We start from the raw sequence: 870 nt of genomic DNA, 5'->3' as shown, positions 1-870 counted from the left end.
GATATATATCACTTTAGGTAAAACACTGTTGTTCATTAGCAACAATAATTGCTGCTTGAGTTTGTCTTATTGGTAGGAAAAAGGCGCAACTCGTGCGCCTTAAGTGAGAAGAATGCGCTGTTACTACGGTGAAATCCACACTAATCAACCCATCAAAGTTACAACTTATTCAACGGTGCAAACAACGCTGTTGTCGCTACCAAAGCCATTTGGAACGTAAGCATCTGCTTGAGGATCGTTTTCCCATTCAACTTCATCGAGGAGATAACGAAATTGGATGTGTTGCTCTTTGGGTAGACGTGTTTTGAACTTAAATTGGCCGCTTTTTTTCACCAGTTTCATTGGCTCTGGTTGCCAGTCATTAAAATCTCCAGCGATTTTAATGGATTCCCATTGGTTTTTATCGAGTTCAAAAGTGACTTCAACTTCATCTTTAGTTTTGAAAAATCTCTTTTTAAGCATGAATCTTTCCTTTTTAGTACAAAAACTGCTCTAACTATTACTCGTGTTTCATAAGTATTTCAAGCGTTATCGGATTCATGCTGGTATAGCTCGTGAAATAACCGTGAACTGTTCGTGCTTCAAACTTGTATGAATATGATCTTTCTGTATGATGAAAATCAGTGTGTTGTGAAGAAATTGATATGTTGAAGTTGAATCGTACATTGATGACTACTCTGGTTTGTTTGGTGGCTATGCTGCTAACCAGTGTTTCATCGAGCGTTCAAGCATCGACAGCATCAATAGAAGCACAAAGCTTTCCCATGCAGCAAACTGCACTTCAAGAAAAACTCGGCGTAAATACAGATTGTGTTGAGCCGCACCACAAAGAACACATGATGGAAAAAGGGCAAAAGTCGCACACCAGTT

1 protein-coding gene and 1 pseudogene are annotated in these 870 nt (G+C 39.1%); one reads left to right on the top strand and one right to left on the bottom strand.

What is annotated here, in order from left to right:
• Positions 1 to 165: 165 nt before the first annotated feature.
• Positions 166 to 462 (bottom strand): isoamylase early set domain-containing protein, encoded by a 297-nt coding sequence (locus tag R7Q11_RS25360; RefSeq protein WP_005477072.1) that lies wholly within the window; start codon positions 460 to 462, stop codon positions 166 to 168.
• Between the two features lie 182 nt (positions 463 to 644).
• On the opposite strand from R7Q11_RS25360, the pseudogene R7Q11_RS25355 reads away from it, so the two are divergent.
• A pseudogene (locus R7Q11_RS25355) lies at positions 645 to 870 on the top strand (hypothetical protein); the annotation flags it as partial.

The organism is Vibrio sp. 970 (genome assembly GCF_033339075.1).
The sequence above is the reverse complement of the archived record's forward strand: the minus strand, read 5'-3'. Positions and strand labels throughout refer to the sequence as shown.